The following is a 20,928-nucleotide window of genomic DNA, read 5'->3' as shown; positions in this document are numbered from 1 at the left end:
TAAAAAAATAGAAATGCCAGTCTTTTTCTCATGAAGCACAGGAAGATTACATGTTGCTACGATTCTATTAAAACTTTTATCTTACATAAGACAAAGTGGGCTATTTTTTATCTTTCAATTCGACTCTTCCGATATCATCGCAGAATAACCCATCAGATCCTCCCTATTTTTATAAGTTTTTATCCGGGTATTCACAAAGATCCTGAATGATGCACGTTTTACATTGAGGACGGCGCGCAGTACATACATAACGCCCAAGTAAAACAAGCCAATGATGCGCATCTTTTAAAAACTCAGGCTCAATATTTTTTATAAGCTTCTTTTCTACTTCTAAAGGAGTTTTCCCTTTAGCGAGCCCAGTACGATTTGCTACTCTAAATATATGGGTATCTACTGCTACTGTGGCTTCGCCAAAAGCTGTATTCAGGATTACATTAGCTGTTTTACGACCTACCCCTGGCAAAGATTCCAATTCATTACGTTTGTTGGGTATTTTTCCGTTGTAATTTTTGACCAGCAATGCACAGGTTTTCATAATATTTTGTGCTTTGCTATTATAAAGACCTATAGATTTTATATAATCTTTAAGTTTTTCTAAACCCAATTCAAGAATACTCTCGGGAGTGTTCGCCTCTGGAAATAATTTGGCCGTTGCTTTATTTACTCCAACATCAGTTGCTTGTGCTGAAAGAATGACAGCAATTAATAGTTCAAAAGGGGAGTGATAAACCAACTCCGTAGTCGGATGTGGATTGTGTTCACGAAAACGCACAAAAATTTCATGGCGCTGCTGTTTATTCATGATTTTTTCGCTTTTACCCGTGCCAATGCTTGTTGAATATAATCTTGTTTGGCTTGTAAGTCTTGGGTCTTATCCGTTTTCAATGCAAGTTGGCGCTTTTCTCTATAGGCCTGTTGTTTTTCGTGTTCCTCACGTAATAAACGTGTTTGTTTGGTATTAAAACGCTTACGTGCTATGTCTTTATCATAGTGTATATCCGGTAAGGCAACCATCTCAATACAATCTACTGGACATGGGGCAACACATAAGCCACAACCAGTACATTCATGGTTAATCACTGCATGCATTAATTTACCGCTACCAATAATTGCATCTACCGGACAGGCTTTGATGCATTTGGTACAACCAATGCATTCTGCTTCGCGAATGACTGCGACAGATGGTGCTCGGGTATTTGCAAGTGCTTTCTCCAAATATGGGGCAGGATCAATATTGAGTAAAGCGCCTAACGCTTTGACTGTAGCAACTCCTCCGGGAGGACATTTATTGATTGGGGCTGCCCCTTGCGCCAGAGCTTCGGCATAGGGCAAGCAGCCAGAGTAATCGCATTCACCACATTGAGTTTGTGGCAAAAGTGCATCAATTTCTTTAACTGAGGCCACGGTACACCTGTTTGGATTGCGCAAGCATGGCCTGTATTTTTTCCTTTTCAACACGAACCATTAAAGGCTGGAAGGTATTGAGATTATGATTGAGCAAAGGTTGATTAATTGATTCCCAGTTAAGGGGGGCGCAATTTAAAAAATCTTCAGAAGCTTTTGCCATCAAAGGCAATACGGGTTTTAAATAAGTGATTAAGATGCGAAATAAATTAATCCCCATCGTACAAACGGCCTGTACTTCGGGTAAACGCCCTTCTTCTTTTGCCAATACCCAGGGCTTATGTGTATCTATATACTGATTCACTTTATCGGCGCAATCCATAATCTGGCGAATAGCGCGTGCATAATCACGAGAAATGAAAGAGTCAATCACTTCAGCGCGCACCTCAAGCAGTTTTGCATACAATTGTGGATCACTTAAACTGCTGCTTAAACGGTTATCAAATCGCTTATTGATAAAGCCGGCACAACGACTGGCGATATTGACTACTTTACCTACGAGATCAGCATTGATCCTATTGATGAAATCATCAAAATTTAAATCCAAATCATCAACGCGGCCGTTTAGTTTAGCGGCAAAATAATAACGGAGGTATTCAGGCTGCAGATGCTCTAGATAAGTCCGTGCTTCAAGAAAAGTTCCGCGTGATTTTGACATCTTCTGGCCATCAACAGTCAAAAAGCCATGGGTGTACACTGCTGTAGGCATGCGATGACCACTGGCTGCAAGCATGGCAGGCCAAAACAAAGCATGGAAGTAAACAATGTCTTTGCCAACAAAATGATAGAGCTCAGTGGTAGAATCTTTATCCCAAAATTCCGTAAAAGAAATGCCTTGCTCATCACAGTATTTTTTAAAACTGGCCATATAACCTATAGGGGCATCAAGCCATACATAGAAGTATTTGTCCGTAGTTCCGGGAATTGGAAATCCAAAATAAGGTGCATCACGCGATATATCCCATTGCTTTAATCCTGCGGCAAACCACTCATCCAGTTTATTCGCTACTTCAGCTTGCAAATGACCGCTACGGGTCCATTCTTTTAAAAGCGATTCATAACGCGGCAAATCAAAGAAATAATGTTCCGAATCTTTCTCTATAGGTTTGGCTCCTGAAATAGCAGATACCGCATCAATCAAATCCGTAGGTGAGTAAGTCGCCCCACAAACTTCACAGTTATCCCCATATTGATCGTGAGCACCACATTTGGGACATGTCCCCTTAACGTAGCGATCAGGCAAAAACATTTGTTTTACAGGGTCATAAGCCTGCCGAATGGTTTTTTTAATAATGGAACCATTTTCCTGTAATGAAGCGTAAATGGCTGTAGCTAAGGCCTGGTTTTCTGGGGAATGGGTCGTATGATAACAGTCATAATCGATAGCAAACGCTTTGAAATCACGTTCATGGCTTTGCTTTATTTCAGCAGTCAGTACTTCTGGTGTAATTCCCATTTGTTCTGCTTTCAACATAATCGGAGTACCATGTGCATCGTCACCGCAGATACTGATGCAATCGATTCCAGACATTTTATGGGTGCGCACCCAAATATCCGTTTGAATATGCTCTACTAAATGTCCAAGATGTAAATGTCCATTTGCATAGGGTAAGGCGCTGGTAACCAGCATTTTACGTTGTTTCGCCATTAATTTTAGTACCTGCTTGTGTGAAAATGACTGATTATAACGCATGTGAGTCATAAATGCTGTAGGCAACTGAGTTAGAGTAAATCGTGGTTTGTCATTGCCAAAAAGAGCATTCTCAATAGTGAGGCTAGCTTAGTATTTATCCGTTATTTAGATTATGTCTTATGATTAATTCATTAGAAATAAAAAACGCGGCATACGCCGCGTTTTGCATTTCTACTTTAATACAGATTATTGGCTTTTGCTCAAACTGAGTGAGCTTTCAGAAACCACTTCAATTTTCGGCTTATTATCACCAGATGTTCTCAAAGGAGATGAGAAATGAGGTACTTCTTCATCACGTTTCAGAGTAATTACAGTTCCTGATGAAGGCTGACCTAAAGTTTTTGGCTCTTGACCCAGATTAGTGAATGGGTTAGAAGGAGAAGTATCGATGCTGTCATGACTATGATTTAAAGTTTCTTCATCTTCAATGTCAAGGTCTTCAATTTTAACGCCTTTGCTTCTACTTTTTAAACCTTTGCAGCATTCAGCAATCCAATTAACCAGGTTACCAGCAGCAGCTGTTACGTAAGTTGCAACAGAAACAGCAGCAGCAGTTAATGCAGCAGCAAGACCGATTTGTGCAATGGTGCTAGCGCCAGCAATCGCGGCAATAGAAAGACCAGCAACCGAGAAAGTAGCAACTGCAGTTAGAGCAGCAGGCCACAAGAATAAAGTAAGTGCAACTGCGCCAGCAGCAAGTAAAGAAAGCCAGAAAGCTGTAGCAATTGCTTTTTTATGGTTAGAGAGGAAATCAGCAGTTGAACGGCTAACAAATTTAATACCCTCAGCTAAATAACCTACTAAACCAGGTGTTGTTACAGGTTTACCATCGCGACCTATTTTAACTTTTTCTACGCCATCTCTACCCTTTTCTTTTACCGTAGAACCTAATACTAGATTAGTCAGACCTGTTAAAGCATTTGCCGGCAGGTAAGCAACCGCACTCATTACTTGTTTAAATTTCATGTGTTACTCCAAGGTTATAAATCAGGGCGAATAATAGCAATGATTTTGCAATATGTGAATCAAAAATGCTCAATTTGTTGTAACAAAAGTGTAAAAATATTTGATTTTTTTGTGTTAACAGTATAATAAATGAGCAATTATTGCATTAATAAATCTTTAAGGTTTGAATTTAAGCAAAAAGAATCTTTAGCATGGTGTATCGATACAGGGAATTATGCAGTCCAATGATAATTTCCTGTAGTTTTATCAATGATTGCAACGGCGGTATAGAGTAGGATCATCAATTCCAGCTCCAAGAAAACCGCGCTTTCTGAATGTACAACTATCACATTGCCCACATGCTTCCCCAGCATCATTTGCCTGATAACATGAAATAGTTAAGCTGTAATCTACATTCAAACTTATTCCCAATTGGATTGTTTCTACTTTGCTTAAGTGTTGTAAGGGAGCATGAATAGTGAATTGTTCACCGTTTACACCGGCTTTAGTTGCTAAATTGGCTAAAGTTTGAAATGCCTGGATAAATTCAGGGCGGCAATCAGGGTAATGAGAATAATCAACAGAGCTTGCACCGATAAAAATTTCTCTTGCTCCTATAGATTCTGCGAAACCTAAGGCCATAGCCAGAAAAATGGTATTGCGTGCAGGCACATAAGTAACTGGAATGTCAGAGCCGCTCTGAAAGGAGGGTACTTCCATGTTAGAATCAGTCAAAGCTGAATTACGAAACAATGCGGTATCTAAGGTGACAATTTGATGTTTCACATTATAATGCTGGGCAATGCGTTGCGCAGCGAGCAATTCAGCTGAATGTCTTTGTCCATAAGAAAAGCTGATTGCGTAGCAGGAAAAGCCTTTTGAATGTGCTAAAGCCAGGCAAGTAGTTGAATCCAGGCCGCCAGATAATAGGACTACCGCTTTTTTCATGATATATAAGTCTCCAAATTTATTTATCTTGGTAACTTCTTAAATAATCCGGTGGCAAGAACCGATACCTACGTTCTGCGTATAAGCCGCAGCGATTATAATTTGCTCAGACTTCTTGGGAAGTTACCTTTTTTTAGATTTAAAATGCTGCTAGAATGCGCCCATTATGCCATAACATGGAACTTTATGACGACTACTCTTTATCCCGTTATCCTTGCAGGCGGTTCTGGAACTCGTTTATGGCCTTTATCTCGTAAAAATTATCCGAAACAATTTTTAGCCTTAAATGGTGAGCTGTCTCTTTTGCAACAAACTGTGAACAGAGCGCAGACTCTGGTAAATACTCATGCACTTATTGTAAGTAATGACGCGCATTATTTTCTTTGTCAGGATCAGTTAAATCATTTAACTCATTCGATGACTTATTTGCTGGAGCCTTGTGCCCGCAATACAGCCCCAGCAATTGCCTGCGCAGCTCATTATTTATCTCAAATCGCAGGATCCGATGCAGTGATGTTGGTACTTCCCTCAGATCACTGGATAGCCGATGATCTGGCATGGCAAGAGGCAATGTTAATCGGAGCACAATTTGCTGCAAACCATCATGCTTTAGTTACTTTTGGCATCCAGCCGGATAGTCCTAAAACTGGATATGGTTATATAGAATCCGGGTTGCCGTTAACTGATAAAGTACAACAGGTTTTAAGTTTTAGAGAAAAACCAGCGCTTGATCAAGCAAAAGAATTTATTGCCGATGGAAATTATTTTTGGAATAGCGGTATGTTTGTTTGTCGTGCTGGCGTATACCTGCAGGAATTAGTCGAATACCAACCTGACATTCATTATTTTAGTCAGCAAGCCGTTTTAAAAGCACAACATCACCATGATTTTCTACGCCTAGATTTAGAATGCTTTTCTCGTTGCGAGGCTGAGTCTATTGATTATGCAATTATGGAAAAGACAGATAAAGCTGCGGTCATACCTGTTTCAATGCAGTGGAGCGATTTGGGGTGTTGGTCTGCAGTAGCGGATGCGAATACGTCCGATCAAGACGGAAATACGGTTACAGGAAAAGTTATTGCACAGCAAAGTTCTAATTGCCTGATTCACAGTACAGACATCTTAGTTACTGCAATAGGTGTACAAGATCAAATCATTGTTGCTACCCAAGATGCTGTTTTGGTAGCGGACAAGCAATACTCACAACACGTTAAAGACTTAGTGAGTTCTTTAAGTAAAGATCACCATCAATTGACTCAAGATCATCAACGAGTATCACGTCCTTGGGGATATTATGAAGTTTTGGCTGAGGGCGCTTCTTTTAAAGTAAAACGACTCATGGTAAAACCAGGCGCTCGTTTATCCCTACAAATGCATCAACATCGGGCCGAGCATTGGGTTGTTGTTTCTGGAAAGGCAGAAGTAATCAATGACACCCAAACGATTTATTTATCGGTAAATCAATCAACCTATATCGCGCAAAATACACTTCATCGTTTGAGTAATCCTGGAAATGAACCGCTTTATGTTATTGAAGTTCAAAGTGGTGCGTATTTAGGAGAGGATGATATTAAACGTTTTGATGACATCTACGCGCGTGAACTCTCCTAATCAAAATGCTTCTTTACAGACTGGATGATACGTCTATCTCTTAATCATAAGTTAAGAATCTGTATAGAAAATTCCATGTTCTGTTTTGTTTCCTTTAGATTCATTATTTTATGCAAATTTTAGTTTCAATAGTGTAAATCAATGAATGTTCAGCTTGTTTTTAAAATTAGTGCTATGTTATAAAAAAGAACATATTAATTTTTTTACTGTGATTAAATGAATTAGTCGCCGAAATTCATGAGCACAGAGGTGACATTATGGCAACGAGTAGTGCAGTTCTGCAATCCTTTCTTAGAAATACATTCCAAGATAATAAGAAACTTGCTGATTTGAGCTTCGAGGACTTGCTAAAGTACAACCGCGCTGAATGTGGCCTTATTGAGACAAATTTTGACCCTCAAAATAATATTGATGATCTTGAAGATGGGTTAAATGGTAATGATGCGATCATTTTGTATGATAATGAGCTTTACCATGCATACATAGATGCACAAGGTCGCAAAGTGCGCAAACTTCCAGTGCCGACTGATGACAAAATAGAACATTATAATCGACTAAAAGTATCGTGCTCTGAATTTTATAAGCGAGCAAAGAGGGAGCAGTTAGAGTGGGTTAGCTCCATAACTGACCGCGCCTACACGGAACATCGTATTAATGATTTTCTTTCTTCACTCGATTTTTATCTAGGTATATTGGGCAAGACTGATCGAGTCATGTTCGATTATATGAATCACGCTCAAAAAGAAGAGTTGGCATTTAATCTTAAAATTACTCTATTACTTTTGCTGGCACAAAAACAACATGAGATAGAATATCAGAAAACCGAAAACGTAAACACCTATAATCAGCATATTAAACGATGTTCAAAATTTCTTATGGAGCTGGATCCAGAATATCTAGAGCGGATCAAAATGCATCCTGAACAGGAAGTACTCCATCCTGATAAGCCGATAAAATATATGGGCATTCCTCTTGGTCAACTATTGGCTAGAGATATGGTTGAATTACCTGGAGGTACAACTAAGACCATTAAAGAGTACATGGGCAAAATAAATGAAAATAGACTTTATTGGGTATGGGGTTCAACTTTTTTAAAAACAGTAGTTGGCCTACTTCCTGATTATATGCATTCGGGACAAGCGCCAGAAGCCATGAAAACTCCGGATCCTTATACGGGAAATTTGAGCTGGGGTTTATATTATGCACGTTTTTTCTTGGAGTTGGGGTTATTACTCAAACATACCATCAAAGGGCCGTGGATGAGCGAGGAGGAAGCAAAAACACCTTGGGAAGATCGTTTTTTAAGTCAATGGGAACAAAGAAAATTTGCTTTATTGAATGATTCAATTTGGGGAACGGCTAATTTGCTTTGCTTCTTCTGGCTTAATGGAAAAGGGGCATTGGGAACCGCAGGAGATGTTCTCACTCTTGTTCTTTTGGTTTTTGATATCGCTATGGTTGCATGGGAGTTTGAGGAGCAAAGAACAAAATATCATAAGGCTATGTTGCAGTACGATGAAGATCTGGAACGATTAAAAAAACAACTTCAAGTGTTCAAGGATATAGAAACAAAAAGAAAACTTGATGGTGAAGAGTCAAAGGAAAAACGCCAAATCGAGATACAAATTCGCACATTAGAACGGGAAAAATTAAAGTGCTACAGAGAGTGGCAACTGCAAAAAGTATCCTTAATTAATACTCTTTCCTACGCTGTTGGTCTTATGTTGGCTTTTATTGTCTTAACTGCGCCATTTATGCCTATTTCAGCTCCTGTGTTAGGTATCATGGTAATTGCTGGCGCGGCAGCGTGTCTTGCATTTACCATTATTAATAATGCAATCAAAGGAGGCATTGAGCTTTATAAAACCTATAAAACACTACAAGAGCAAAAGCAGGATCATGATGACAAAATAAAAGAGTTACGGCGCTTGTTAAAAAAGAATCCAAACTTAGATGAGAATAAGAAAAAACTTCTTTATCTTGAAATTAAGCAACTTCAGGCACAAACAGAATATCAGAAACAGATGATGGTTTATCAATCAGTAAATTTAGCGCGCCGTATTATGATTGAAGCCTTAGTTCCTGTTGTTGTTTTGGTAAGTTTAGTAGCGGTGCCTCTAGGGGGATTAGGTATTATACCTGTACTTATTGCAGCAATTGCGTTAGCGATTGCAACCCAGATGCTCGTGGATGCACTGTTTAAACCTGAGGAAAAAAAGGCACTGGAATTTGATGAGGAATCTTATACGAAGTTTTGTGAGGAGATTCAAACGATGCCGAAACCTGAGCGTGACCGTCTTTTCTCTGAGAAAGAACGCCTATTGGACAAAAGTGACAATAGTGACAATAGTGATTCAGTGGATCCCTACCTTGCACTTGATTATTAGCTTAGATGACGATTTAGTCTTAACCTAGGTTTAGCGGTATCTCAGTATTGAACGAGATACTTTATTTAAAATTCTTTCATTAAAATTCAATGGGGTTATATAAAAATAAAAAACTGGCATTCATAGTCTTCTTCTGTATAATGTTTAAAGAAGGCTGACATGGAATGTCTTAATGAAAAAGCTCACTATCTTATTGTTGCTTGTTTTTTCTGCCAATGTTATTGCTTCTGCTGCGTGTGATACGCATGCAGGTATGTCTGATTCTTATGTCTTAGCGCTAAGTTCGCAGCCGGGTTTTTGTCAAACATATGGATATGAAGCAGGTAAACCAGAGTGCATGCATTTATCTAAAAATTCTTATCAAGCAAAACATCTGACCTTACATGGTTTATGGCCCAATCAAAATGCCTGTGGGCAAAGTTATGGCTATTGTGGTGTTGAGCAGAAATCTAATCACTGTGCCTATCCTCCGTTGAATTTATCACCCCAGGTATCTGAGCAGTTGAAAAAGATTATGCCCAGTTATTATTATGGAAGTTGTTTGGAGCGTCATGAATGGAATAAACACGGCAGCTGTCAAATTTTGTCTGCTGATGAATATTTTTCACTGGCCATGCATTTGACTGAGTCGGTCGATAATTCTGTTTTGGGGCATTATTTAACAGAACATCAGGGGCAAAAGGTGTCCTTAACCGCTTTGCGAGGGGCGGTAGTCCAAGCATTTGGTAAAAATAATTCCGGGAAAGTTTACTTAGGTTGTAGAAATGGCATATTAGTTGATATTTATATTCAATTGCCCGCATTAATTCCTTTCGATGAATCTTTAGAGTCTCTAATCGATAATGCGCCTGATTCTCAAGTGAATGACACGTGTCCCGCCAATGTCATGCTTTCGAATTTTAATAAAGGAAGTTGGTTTTAGTTGCCTTGCACATTGTCAGAACTTCCTCTAATGTAGAGGAATTATTGATATGGGAATGAAGCTATGCTAAAGCGGTGTTATTTATTGATTCTAATTGTCTTTTTATTAACTGCTTGCGCGCATCATGCGCCAAAAAATCAACCGACACCTCCGCCGCAAGCGCTTAAGACAAAACAAGTCAGACACGTCTCTGCTTTTAATCAGGTTAATCTGCAAGGACAAATCAATGTCAGTTTGCATACAGGTTATAAAAAGCCGCAAGTGATTTTATCGGGTGATGTCCGTGATTTGGCGATGATAAAAGTCGAAGTAGTACAAAACACTTTGTATTTGGTTCTAGGTGGCGGTTATCCAAAATTTGGTCCAGTTTATGCTGATGTTAGAGGCCGGTTTCTTAACCGTTTGATGGCCAATGGTACACCTTTAATCACTGGCGATCGGCTGCATACTAGCATATTGGATGTTTATTTGGTAAATACAGGAAACGTAAGATTAGGCGGATCTATTGGCCTGCGTGTTTTGGATATAAAAGGTAAAGGGTTTACCCAAATTAGTGGGATATCAAGTCAAAACTTACAGATCCACCTACAGGAAAGTCCAAAAGTACAACTTTCGGGTGTTGCCAATTTATCTAATTTAACCATGCAGGGAAATGCTTGGATTGGTTTTTACTGGGTTAAAACAGATACCTTAACGGTACGTGCGAAACAAAAAACTACGATTCAATTGGCGGGTGCAGTAAATCGACTGGATGTTGAGCTTTGGGGAAATGCACGATTTAAAGGGCGTTATTTACGTGCACAACGCAGTTTTGTGAGAACTCATGATCATTCTGTTGCTGAGATTTCGGCAGTGAAACATCAGAGCAATTTGGCTACCGATGCCAGTGACATTTATTATTTTAATCTACCAACCACACGAGCAGATTTTATGGCTTATAATGGTTCAGTGTTGGATATGCGCGAGTGGAATCAATACGATTTGCAAGATTTCACTCGCTACAACAAGCAGTTTCCTTAAAGTCACACTGAAGGTTTATGACTTTTAAAATTACCTACGTTCTGTGGACAGCCGCAGGACGTAGAAGAAGTTTAACCTGATACATTATTGCTGTTATATCCCAGTCACAAGCATCTCTTCTCCTAACAAAGGAGAAGATTTTTCACCCAGTGTACGTTGCTTAATGCATTGAACTATCATATCCAAATCATTATCTAATGGTAAAACATGGGCTGAGTTTGCTAGCCAATGTATGGTTGTATTGGGTAAATGAGAAAACATTTTTTCAACTTTTTTGGAGGCAACAACACTATCGTGGGCACCAAAAAAGAGATCAATCGGGCAGTTTGGTGTAACCCATTGATATTCATTAATCAGGGTAAACAGTTCAATCAGCGCAGGAATTGGAATCTTTCTATAGGATATTTCAGCATATTTGTCGGTGATGAGGTTGCCTGCTCTACCACGTAGTTCGCAAAATCCAAGTTTTTGCAGTGCAATAAGAAGTTTTAAATTCTGATGCGTGTTCATCTGTAATTTAAACGCAGGGGCTAAAAGAAACATATGATTGAATGTAAAACTCGCACTCAACTGACATGCCAGTATACCGCCAAGGGATAATCCGAGTACATCTACTTTTTGATATTCCTTAAATAATGCGTCACATTCTTGGGCAGCACAGTCAAGCAAATCTTTGGCCTTAGCTTGTGCGAACGCAGCGATGCTGTCTGCATGCCCTGGTAATGCAGGGCAAAATAAAGCGTCATAATGGTTTAATTGAGGAATTAGATAGCGATAAACAGCTGGAGTGGAAGTAAATCCGTGTAAAAGCAGTAATGCGTGATCTGTTTTTGTTCCCTGTTTCCTGATTGGTTTAAGGAGCGCAAGATCTTCCCTTTTTAAATCAAACAGTTGTTTGCCACGGCGCATGAAGCGAAAATCATTAGGATTCATAATCATTCCATATGGTTGCATTTATTTTGAAAAATTATTGTAAATTATGGTCGAAAACAACTTATCAAAAAACAAATCTTGATAAGATTTAGTGTATCTGAAAATATTGGATCTACGCTATCTATATTAAAGGCAATGTCAATTATAATGTGCTATCTTTAACGTAATAGGGGTAGATATTTAGAGGTAACGATTTATGACTCAAGAGAATAAAGATAAAACAACGCAACCAAATCCTGCGCCTCAATCTGTTCCAGATCCAAAACCGGATGTAATTACTACCGATGTATCTTCTGTGCCGAAACCAGACAAGAAAGATGGTGCCCAACAAGCTAAGGATGAAGAGGCAAATAAGCCCCCTAAACCCGCAACGACAGAAGCAAAGAAAGACGAGAAAAAAGACCCTAACCTTCAATTACTTGAGGATTTGAATAAGCTGGTTGCAGATATTAATGGAAGCATCAATGATGCTTTGAAAAAGGGAGTGGAGAAGGCAGGAGAGAAATTTTTAGAAACAAAAGTGGGCAAATCTTTGACTGGGTTGAAAGATGCAATAAGTGATAAAGCATCAGAGTTAACAGAACAACTCAAGGATAAGGCGGGTGAAAAACTGGATTCGCTCACTGATTCGATTAGTAATACGGAAGTGGGTAAAACCTTTGGTAGCTTTAAAGATATGCTGAGTTCTGTGCCTGACAAAATTAGTTCGGGAATTGCCAGTGGTATAGATTCACTTGCAGAAAAGATAGCAAATATTGGCAAAGAGGCTCCAAAAGAGAATGTTGAACAAAAGCCAGACGAAAAAGGTGTGGAAATGAGCAGTTTATCCAATACAACAACGGATCCATTGCAAGCAACAAAAGAAGCATTAGATGAGGTAGACTTTAAACCTCTTACTGTCCCCTCCTCTCCAGTAAAAGAGCCAGAAGTAGAAAAAGATTTAACTTCATCTGTAAGCATGACCAACAATTAAAGCACCAAGGTAGATTGGCAAAGCAGCATCCGGGAACATAGAGATAAACCCGGATTCCGCTTGCTTCACCTAGATTACACTTCATGTTTGATTTACTTCACCCCAATAACTTATGCGGTAAGCTTTCGATGCGTCCGGCTTGCGTCACAACTACATAATTTAATTTACGTTGCAGTTCGCTGATTGTATCAGCGCCCGCATAAGTAAGTCCGGATCTTAAACCACCTATTATATCCGCAATAATTGCATCAGGATTTTCTTTGAAGGCAACTTCAGTGGCAACACCCTCGGCAGTTTTCCATTCATGCATTTGCCCCAAGAAGTTTTCTTGTGCTTCTTTAGAGGCCATTCCACGGTAACGCTTTACTTTGCTGCCGTCTTTCTTTTGAATGACTTCACCAGGAGTTGGTGATGTACCTGCGAGCATTCCGCCAATCATGACAAAATCGGCGCCAAAGGCCAACGCTTTGACTATATCGCCCGAGGTTTTTATCCCACCATCAGCGACAATAGAACGGTCCGCACGTGCACAATCCTGAATACAGGTCAGCATCGGTACACCAAAACCTGTTTTAATGCGGGTGCTGCACACAGAACCGCCGCCAATACCCGCTTTAATGATGTCAGCACCACATGAAGCAAGGTAATCAGCGCCAGCGTAGGTTGCCACATTTCCTGCCATAATACAGCGGTCAGCAAGGATATGACGTAAGCTTTTTAAGGTTTTTCCTACATATTTGGCATGAGCATGAGCCACATCCACACAGAAATAGTCAGCTCCTGTATCACGTAATGCCTCTGCTCGTTCCAATTCAGCTGCAGTACAGCCAACTGAAACAAAAACGTTATTGTGGCACTTTTTAAACTCTTCGATGTTTTCTTCAATGGACATAAAGCGGTGCAAGGCGCCCATAGCACCTTTAGAGCTCATGAAATTCGCCATGTCACTTTCAGTAATAGTATCCATATTGGAACTGATGACAGGGAGCTCGAGGGTTAATTTACCCAGTCTGTCGGTACTGGTGGTTTCTACTACTCTTCTTGATTCGTGATGATTGTACGAAGGAACAAGGAGAACATCATCAAAAGTGATGGCATGGTCAGTCATGGTCAGATCCTTAAAGTCCCTACTATAAATGCTCCGCAGCATAAAATGCAAGTCTTGAGCGCTCCCCACGAGTTAAACTCATATGTGCACTATGTTCCCAGTGTTTAAAGCGATCCACTGCAAAAGTTAAACCCGAAGTGGTTTCACTCAAGTAAGGAGTATCGATTTGTTTGATATCACCGAGGCAAATAATTTTGGATCCCGGACCTGCTCGGGTGACTAAAGTTTTTATTTGTTTCGGAGTCAGGTTTTGCGCTTCATCAATAATTATGTAGCGATTTAAAAAAGTACGCCCACGCATGAAATTTAAGGAACGAATTTTAATTTTATTTTGTAATAAATCCTGAGTTGCTCCGCGTCCAAAACTCCCGCCTACTTGTGAGCTGTGCAAAACTTCTAAGTTATCCATTAAAGCACCCATCCAAGGTGTCATTTTCTCTTCTTCAGTTCCGGGCAAAAAGCCAATGTCTTCACCTACAGGAATGGTCACGCGTGTCATGAGTATTTCGGTGTAACGGTTTTGATCCAGAACCTGGGTTAAGCCTGCAGCGATGGTGAGCAGTGTTTTTCCTGTTCCAGCCGGACCTTGTAAACTTACAAAATCGATCTCAGGATCCATGAGTAAGTTTAAAGAAAAGTTTTGTTCACGGTTTTTGGCATGAATTCCCCATACTGAGTGCTTTGTGTAATCACGAATTAACTGAATTACTGCATGATCACTTTCAAGTTTTTTCACAATCGCCTGAAATTGATCATCCTCAGTGCTGATGCAATCATTGGGGTTCCATTGATTGATTAATGGTCCTGCTACTTTATAAAAAGTTGTACCACTTTCTTGCCATGATCCCATATCTTTAGCATGGGTATCCCAGAAATTATTATCAAGAATGTGCAGGCCCTTATGCAGCAGATTCACATCATCCAATACCTGGTCGCTGTAATAATCTTCTGCAAGAATTCCAAGTATTCCTGCTTTGATACGCAGGTTAATGTCTTTTGACACAATAATTACTTGTTTTTTGCTCGCATATTTTTTTTGTAAACCCAAAGCAGTGGCAAGAATCGTATTATCTACTTTATGTCCTGGAAGAGTGGAAGGAACAACCTGGTCGAATTCATCGGTTTGAAAAAACAGCTTGCCGCTGCACTTTTTTTTATCTGAGCTGAGGTAGTTGGGTATTGCTAATCCGGATACGATTTGTTCGTGAGACGCATTACTCATGAGCTCTACCAACATGCGGTTGGTTTGCCGTACGTTGCGTGCTACTTCTGATGTACCCGTTTTATGGCTGTCTAATTCTTCCAAAACAACCATTGGCAAATAGATATCATGCTCTTCAAAATGATAGATGGCTGTAGGATCATGCATTAAAATATTGGTATCAAGCACAAACAGTTTTCGACGGGTATTGCTATTATCCATAAAATTCACCTTGTGATTAAAACGTGTAGCCTGGGTGAAGGCACGCAGCAATTAAGTTAATGATTTTTGACTTTATCATACGTCTCCCCTCCACGACTAGTTCGCGGGGTTGTCCGCGAGATCCGGTGTTTTCCTGGGTTCCGCGGACAAGCCGCGGAACGTAGACAAGGCACTTAGTTTCTTAACTTAATGTATTAAGGCAGCCGTAACCCTACAATTATTTGATTGCTTCTTTCATTCTGCTTAGGGGAGAAGATTCAGTCAAGAATAAAATTTTTATTTTATTGTACGGAGTACTTCGTCTACATGTCCTTTAACACTCACTTTGCGCCACTCTGTGCTTAATTTTCCTTGAGGGTCAATGATAAAAGTGCTGCGTTCAATGCCACGAACTTGTTTGCCATACATGGATTTCATTTTAATCACTTCAAACAATTGGCATAACTGTTCGTCAGGATCGCTAATGAGTTCGAAAGGAAAGTTTTGTTTGGCTTTAAAAAGTTCATGTGATTTTAAGCTGTCGCGGGAGATTCCAAATATCTGGGTATTTGATTCTTGGAACTGAGGGTATGCATCCCGAAAGTCTTGTCCTTCTGTTGTACATCCTGGGGTCGCATCTTTAGGATAAAAATAAAGAACCACATATTGTCCTCGATAATCGCTCAAACGAGCATTGAGGCCATTCGTTGCAGTGAATGCAAAATCGGGTACGGATTCACCTATATTCATTAATCTCTCCCTGTTTTTTTCATTATGCGCGAACGGTCCCTTTGCCATTCACGATCTTTAATGGTATCTCGCTTATCATGCTCTTTTTTTCCTTTGGCCAGAGCTATTTTTATTTTGACTTTATTTTTTTTCCAATATAAAGAAAGTGGGACTATAGTATAGCCTTGACGTTCGACACTACCGATGAGTTGGTTTAATTCTTTTTTATTTAATAAGAGCTTACGAGTACGTATTGGATCAGGAATAGAATGTGTCGAAGCGGTGATGAGTGGATGAATCTGGGCACCAAGTAAAAAGGCTTCGCCGTATTTAATAATGATATGAGCATCTGACAGATTTATTTTTCCTGCGCGTAAACTTTTGACTTCCCAACCTTCAAGCACCAAACCTGCCTCGTATTGATCCTCAATAAAATAGTTAAAGCCTGCTTTGCGGTTCAACACAATGGTCGAATCGGATTGTTTTTTATTTGTCATATTTATTCTTTGTTGCGATCGTGTTTGTAATCCAGTGGTAATTGAGGATAGACTCGATTTAATTGATCATCAACTGCTACTCGGTTATCAAAAACAAAACATTGCCCTTCCCAGAGCGATTCTTCTTTAGGCATTTGTTCAATATAATTGAGAATGCCATCATATAAATGATAGACATTTTCAAAACCTAAATTTTTTAAATAAGCAGTGGATTTCTCACAGCGTATCCCACCCGTACAAAACATTGCAATTTTTTTATTTTTTTTATCAAGCAAATGTTCGCGCACATACTCCGGAAAATCTCTAAAATTTTCGGTACTGGGATTGATGGCATTTTTGAATGTGCCTAATTCAAATTCATAATCATTACGGGTATCGATTAACACCACATCGGGATCTTGAATTAATTCATTCCATTCTTCAGGACTTAAATAGGTTCCTGCTGATTTTAAAGGGTCAACGTTTTTTATGCCCATAGTTACAATTTCTTTGCGAAGTTTGACTTTAGATTTTTCAAATGGGTTTTCATCATCAAAAGTTTCTTTAAACTTTAAATCTGCCAAACGTTCATCCTGGCGTATGAATTGATAAAACAAATCCATTTGCTCACGAGTACCAGCAAACCCTCCGTTGATCCCCTCAGAGGCTAATATAATGGTCCCTTTAATTTTGATTTCATGCATTTTGGCAAGCAAAGGTTCGCGCATTGTTTCAAAATTTTCCAAAGAAACAAATTTATAAAATGCAGCAATCACTATTTTTTCCATTATACTACCTGAAATAAAAACAAAAATATTCGGCAAAAATTACCATTTACACAGAATTTAATCAATAGGCTTGAATTAGATGCATCCTAGTCTGCGTTTAAATATTAAGCAAAATTAACTAAATGCGTTGACAAAAACTAACCAGCGATCATACTGTTATATACCAAAGCTATCTGTGCTTTCATTTGCGGCTTTATTTTATAAGGAGATAATATGGCCCAGTACATTCGGAAGTTGCGTTGGTTCTTAATCCTTTGTTTATTTGTCCCATTCATGAGTTTCGCTGCTACTCCTGTAAAGTCTATGGTGGTTTTTGGCGACAGTTTGTCTGATACAGGGAATACCACTCACCTACTTAAAAGTTTACGCCAGGAAGAAGATCCCGCTTTTTTAGTCGCGCCTTTTAAAGTATTTGTACTCAATAAGATGGTTGAGTTTGCCGAAGAATATTATGTACCACAAATGGTTTTGGATTCAGGTATCGCCATAGTTACTGATTTTTTTGATAATCAATTGGCACCTTATATCGCCAATTTGGTGAGTAAAGTCAAATTAGTTCCCGTATTACCAGGAACTCCTTATTGGAATGCACGTTTCTCCAATGGCCAGGTATGGAATGAATATTTAGCAAAAATGCTTTCCATTGCCCCAGAGGATGAAGAGGTTTATTTAAATCGTGCATTTGGGGGTAGCTGGACAGCAACTTATGATTATCAATTAACGGTGTGGAATTTGATTCGTCACCCATTAGGAACAATCAAAAATCTAATCGTAGGTAAGTTGGTTCCTCCAAGTCTTGGTTTAACTGTTCAAGCGTATTTATTGGAGCACCCAGCTTTAAGTAATGAAACCGTATTTTTTATTTTCTCAGGTAGTAATGACTACATTAATGTCTTGTTCTTTGAAGATAATTACAACACGGAAGTAATGAGTACCTATGTTGATAATGTTTTATCAGGTGCGAGTTCTGCGGTTATGAAATTAATGCAAGCTGGCGCACGCCGCTTTGTAATCATGGGTCTGCCTCATATAGGAGACACACCTCGCATGGTACAAACCACTGATAGAGAGGTTTTGAATAATGCTATTGATATGCACAACGATCGACTTCGAAATCGTATGCAGGAATGGGCAAAAATTTATCCTGATTCAAATTTCCTCTATATCGACATGAGCGATTATTTCGAACGCGCTTTAAAGAACCCGGAAGATTATGGATTTACTAATACTACAGAAGCGTGTATCGATGTGAAACTTCCTATGTATGATGCATTCCGTAGTTCGCCTTTTGCTAACAACTATGTATTACGTTATGCACAAGTGCTTCAATACAGGGATGCAAGTTTTGCTGCAGGAGACAAAAACTATCATGTATGTGACACTCCGGAAAGTTATTTATTCTGGGATGAAATTCATCCGAGTACACGCGCCCATGGATTGCTTGCGTTTGAGGTGTGTAAGGCTATGAAATACCATGGATATAATGTAACGTGTCAAAATCCTATAGAGTAATAGAGAGTTAGTCGTTAAGTCTCTTAAGTATAGCCTGGGTGAAGACGCGTAGCCCGGGCAAATTTGCGACGTCGTCCTCTTTAGCGCACAACACGGAACATGTTAGTGATTTATAAATGTTTATGGCATAATTGCCCTTTTTTTATTGTTATCGTTCATGTGCGGTTGTTGAAACGAGGAGCAGGATATGTGTGGGATTATTGGAGCTGTGTCTGAAAGGGATATCAGTAAAATTTTACTGGAAGGATTACGTCGTTTGGAATATAGAGGTTATGATTCTGCGGGTATTGCAGTAATCGATAATGATGAACTTTTACAACGTGTGCGAATCCAGGGTAAGGTACAAAATTTAGCTGATACCATGCAAAAAACAGCTGTTGCTGGAAATACAGGTATTGCCCATACGAGATGGGCAACACATGGTAAGCCTTCAGAGCAAAATGCACACCCTCATCTATCCCATGGACAAATTGCATTGGTACATAATGGGATTATTGAAAATCATGAAACTTTGCGCCATGAGTTAGCAATGAAAGGATATCAGTTTACCTCTGAAACAGACACTGAAGTAGCTGCCCATTTAATTCATTACTATTATTTGCAGAATGAAAATTTACTCGAAGCAGTACAAACCGCAGCTGCAAAAATGGACGGTGCTTTCGCTTTAGGGGTTATCCATCAACAAAAACCAAAGGAACTTGTTGCTATTCGTAAAGGGAGTCCTTTAGTCATTGGCTTAGGCATCGGTGAGAATTTTATCGCTTCTGATGGATTAGCATTAAAATCTTTTGCACAATCAGTGATTTATTTAGAAGAAGGTGACAGTGCTTCCATTACCTCAGCAAGTATAACAATTTATGATTCATCCAAGTCATTTGTTGAGCGTCCTCTCCATCCTTTAACGAGCGATGCTGAAACCGTGAGTAAAGGTCCTTATCGACATTTTATGCTCAAGGAAATTTTCGAACAATCTAAAGTGTTGACCGATACCTTAGAAGGTCGTGTGAATAGTCTTGAGGTACTTAAATCCAGTTTTGGAGAGCGTACCTCTCATATATTTCCTATGGTAAAGCAAATTCATATTGTTGCTTGCGGTACCAGTTATCATGCCGGAATGATTGCTAAATATTGGTTAGAATCATTGGCTGGATTGCCGACCCAGGTTGAAATTGCGAGTGAGTATCGCTATCGTGATGTAGTTGTACCCAAAGATACTTTATTTATCATTGTTTCCCAATCAGGTGAAACCGCAGATACTCTTGCTGCTTTGCAAAAAGCAAAAGATATGGAGTATTTGGCCAGTTTGGCTATTTGTAATGTGGCAACAAGTACTTTGGTCAGAGAAGCGGACTGTGTTTTTTTAACACGCGCAGGAGTGGAAATTGGCGTGGCGTCTACTAAGGCATTTACTACGCAACTGGCTGCTTTTTTAATGTTAGCTGCGGCGCTTTGCCATGATGATCGGGCAAATGAAGTTTTAAAGCAATTGCAGGAGCTGCCTGCATGTTGTGAACGCGCATTAAAGATGAATGAGGAAATTGAAGACCTTGCTTCCCTTTTTGTTAATAAAGCACATGCTTTATTTTTAGGACGAGGCGTGCAATACCCAGTCGCTCTGGAAGGTGCTTTGAAATTAAAGGAAATCTCCTATATTCATGCTGAAGCATATCCCTCTGGGGAGCTGAAACATGGTCCTTTGGCTTTGGTTGATGAAAACATGCCTGTTGTTGCAGTTGCTCCCAACGATGAATTATTGGATAAATTAAAATCTAATTTACATGAAGTAAGTGCTCGAGGGGGGCAGTTATTTGTTTTTGTTGACGACACTCAAAGTTGGCGCGCAAATGGAGCACGTTTGATTAAGGTCCCATACTGTGGTTTATGGGTTGCTCCAATCATTTATACGATTCCTTTACAATTGTTGGCTTATCATGTTGCTGTTGTAAAAGGTACAGATGTTGATCAGCCACGTAATCTTGCCAAATCAGTGACTGTTGAGTGATAATGTGGCGGTTTTTTTAACGATTTACCTTCAATCAGGCTACAATTCCTGTAATGTTTAGGGTGAAATAATCAA

At 39.4% G+C, this 20,928-nt stretch carries 18 protein-coding genes; 7 read left to right on the top strand and 11 right to left on the bottom strand.

Going from position 1 to position 20,928, the window contains the following annotated elements:
• Positions 1–169: 169 nt before the first annotated feature.
• The 5 genes from nth to queC form a co-directional block, all read right to left on the bottom strand.
• A complete protein-coding gene (nth, locus tag Ltuc_RS00640) occupies positions 170–802 on the bottom strand; it encodes an endonuclease III (RefSeq protein WP_058519441.1) in 633 nt (210 codons plus the stop codon).
• On the bottom strand, positions 799–1,404 hold the full coding sequence (locus Ltuc_RS00635; protein WP_058519440.1) for an RnfABCDGE type electron transport complex subunit B: 606 nt from the start codon (positions 1,402–1,404) through the stop codon (positions 799–801). Before Ltuc_RS00635 ends, nth begins: the two co-directional genes overlap by 4 nt.
• Positions 1,391–3,097, bottom strand: coding sequence for a methionine--tRNA ligase (metG, locus tag Ltuc_RS00630; RefSeq protein ID WP_083498019.1), 1,707 nt, complete (start codon positions 3,095–3,097; stop codon positions 1,391–1,393). The genes Ltuc_RS00635 and metG overlap by 14 nt, the downstream gene beginning before the upstream one ends.
• Before the next feature lie 186 nt (positions 3,098–3,283).
• Positions 3,284–4,063: a hypothetical protein gene (locus tag Ltuc_RS00625; protein ID WP_058519438.1), complete on the bottom strand. Its 780-nt coding sequence runs from the start codon at positions 4,061–4,063 to the stop codon at positions 3,284–3,286.
• Positions 4,064–4,309: 246 nt separating this feature from the next.
• Positions 4,310–4,990 (bottom strand): 7-cyano-7-deazaguanine synthase QueC, encoded by a 681-nt coding sequence (gene queC / locus Ltuc_RS00620; protein ID WP_058519437.1) that lies wholly within the window; start codon positions 4,988–4,990, stop codon positions 4,310–4,312.
• Positions 4,991–5,176: 186 nt separating this feature from the next.
• On the opposite strand from queC, the gene Ltuc_RS00615 reads away from it, so the two are divergent.
• The 4 genes from Ltuc_RS00615 (at position 5,177) to Ltuc_RS00600 (ending at position 10,930) form a co-directional block, all read left to right on the top strand.
• On the top strand, positions 5,177–6,601 hold the full coding sequence (locus Ltuc_RS00615; RefSeq protein WP_058519436.1) for a mannose-1-phosphate guanylyltransferase/mannose-6-phosphate isomerase: 1,425 nt from the start codon (positions 5,177–5,179) through the stop codon (positions 6,599–6,601).
• Between the two features lie 257 nt (positions 6,602–6,858).
• Positions 6,859–8,988 (top strand): AAA family ATPase, encoded by a 2,130-nt coding sequence (locus Ltuc_RS00610; RefSeq protein WP_058519435.1) that lies wholly within the window; start codon positions 6,859–6,861, stop codon positions 8,986–8,988.
• A gap of 172 nt (positions 8,989–9,160) precedes the next feature.
• Entirely contained in the window at positions 9,161–9,910 is a 750-nt protein-coding gene (locus Ltuc_RS00605; protein WP_058519434.1) for a ribonuclease T2 family protein, read from the top strand.
• Positions 9,911–9,973: 63 nt separating this feature from the next.
• Positions 9,974–10,930, top strand: coding sequence for a GIN domain-containing protein (locus tag Ltuc_RS00600; RefSeq protein WP_058519433.1), 957 nt, complete (start codon positions 9,974–9,976; stop codon positions 10,928–10,930).
• A gap of 93 nt (positions 10,931–11,023) precedes the next feature.
• Here Ltuc_RS00600 and Ltuc_RS00595 read toward each other — a convergent pair whose 3' ends face one another.
• Positions 11,024–11,863, bottom strand: coding sequence for an alpha/beta hydrolase (locus Ltuc_RS00595; RefSeq protein ID WP_058519432.1), 840 nt, complete (start codon positions 11,861–11,863; stop codon positions 11,024–11,026).
• 196 nt (positions 11,864–12,059) lie between these two features.
• On the opposite strand from Ltuc_RS00595, the gene Ltuc_RS00590 reads away from it, so the two are divergent.
• Positions 12,060–12,836: a hypothetical protein gene (locus Ltuc_RS00590; RefSeq protein ID WP_058519431.1), complete on the top strand. Its 777-nt coding sequence runs from the start codon at positions 12,060–12,062 to the stop codon at positions 12,834–12,836.
• A gap of 97 nt (positions 12,837–12,933) precedes the next feature.
• Here Ltuc_RS00590 and Ltuc_RS00585 read toward each other — a convergent pair whose 3' ends face one another.
• The 5 genes from Ltuc_RS00585 to trhO form a co-directional block, all read right to left on the bottom strand.
• Entirely contained in the window at positions 12,934–13,944 is a 1,011-nt protein-coding gene (locus Ltuc_RS00585) for a guanosine monophosphate reductase (RefSeq protein ID WP_058519430.1), read from the bottom strand.
• Positions 13,945–13,966: 22 nt separating this feature from the next.
• Positions 13,967–15,367, bottom strand: a complete 1,401-nt coding sequence (locus Ltuc_RS00580; RefSeq protein ID WP_058519429.1) for a PhoH family protein — start codon at positions 15,365–15,367, stop codon at positions 13,967–13,969.
• A gap of 276 nt (positions 15,368–15,643) precedes the next feature.
• The gene (locus tag Ltuc_RS00575; RefSeq protein ID WP_058519428.1) at positions 15,644–16,096 is read right to left on the bottom strand and encodes a peroxiredoxin; all 453 of its coding nucleotides are present in this window, start codon (positions 16,094–16,096) and stop codon (positions 15,644–15,646) included.
• Positions 16,096–16,572, bottom strand: coding sequence for an SsrA-binding protein SmpB (gene smpB / locus Ltuc_RS00570; protein WP_058519427.1), 477 nt, complete (start codon positions 16,570–16,572; stop codon positions 16,096–16,098). The genes Ltuc_RS00575 and smpB overlap by 1 nt, the downstream gene beginning before the upstream one ends.
• Positions 16,573–16,574: 2 nt before the next feature.
• Positions 16,575–17,339: an oxygen-dependent tRNA uridine(34) hydroxylase TrhO gene (trhO, locus tag Ltuc_RS00565; protein WP_058519426.1), complete on the bottom strand. Its 765-nt coding sequence runs from the start codon at positions 17,337–17,339 to the stop codon at positions 16,575–16,577.
• Between the two features lie 213 nt (positions 17,340–17,552).
• Between trhO and plaC the strand changes: the two genes are divergently transcribed.
• Together plaC and glmS are read left to right on the top strand one after the other, a co-directional pair.
• Positions 17,553–18,851: a lysophospholipase/glycerophospholipid:cholesterol acyltransferase PlaC gene (gene plaC / locus Ltuc_RS00560; protein WP_058519425.1), complete on the top strand. Its 1,299-nt coding sequence runs from the start codon at positions 17,553–17,555 to the stop codon at positions 18,849–18,851.
• A gap of 187 nt (positions 18,852–19,038) precedes the next feature.
• On the top strand, positions 19,039–20,853 hold the full coding sequence (gene glmS, locus Ltuc_RS00555; protein WP_058519424.1) for a glutamine--fructose-6-phosphate transaminase (isomerizing): 1,815 nt from the start codon (positions 19,039–19,041) through the stop codon (positions 20,851–20,853).
• Positions 20,854–20,928: the final 75 nt, after the last annotated feature.

It is taken from the genome of Legionella tucsonensis, from assembly GCF_001468035.1.
Taxonomy (GTDB): domain Bacteria; phylum Pseudomonadota; class Gammaproteobacteria; order Legionellales; family Legionellaceae; genus Legionella; species Legionella tucsonensis.
This window is presented reverse-complemented; position numbering and strand designations above follow the sequence as displayed.